The 515-nt window shown below is 66.2% G+C and carries 1 protein-coding gene; it reads right to left on the bottom strand.

Going from position 1 to position 515, the window contains the following annotated elements; genetic code table 11:
* A partial coding sequence (locus HUW36_RS34000) for a glutamine synthetase beta-grasp domain-containing protein (protein WP_174531714.1) occupies positions 1–515 on the bottom strand: 515 nt, incomplete at both ends.

The raw sequence follows: 515 nt of genomic DNA, 5'->3' as shown, positions 1-515 counted from the left end.
GGCACGGGGAAGTAGCCGCCCTTGTAGGCGGTCTTGTAGCCGCGGTTGCCGCCCTCCTCGACCCGGCCGGTGTTCCAGGCGCCCTCGATCGAGTCGATGTAGTAGAACGACTGGTGCGCGGAGGTCTCGTGGCGGATCGAGTCGAAGATGTAGAACTCCGCCTCGGCGCCGAAGTAGGCGGTGTCCGCGATGCCGCTGGCGGCGAGGTAGGCCTCGGCCTTCTTCGCGACGTTGCGCGGGTCGCGGGAGTAGGCCTCGCGGGTGAACGGGTCGTGGATGAAGAAGTTGATCGCGACCGTCTTCTGCGCCCGGAACGGGTCGACGAAGGCGGTGGCCACGTCCGGGAGCAGGAGCATGTCCGACTCGTGGATGGCCTGGAAGCCGCGGATCGACGAGCCGTCGAACGCGAGGCCGTCGGTGAAGACGCTGTCGTCGAAGGACTCGACCGGCAGGTTGAAGTGCTGCATCACGCCGGGCAGGTCACAGAAACGTACGTCGACGAACTTCACGTCCTC

Origin of the sequence: Micromonospora maritima, from assembly GCF_902825405.1 — a bacterium.
GTDB lineage: Bacteria > Actinomycetota > Actinomycetes > Mycobacteriales > Micromonosporaceae > Micromonospora > Micromonospora maritima.
This window is presented reverse-complemented; position numbering and strand designations above follow the sequence as displayed.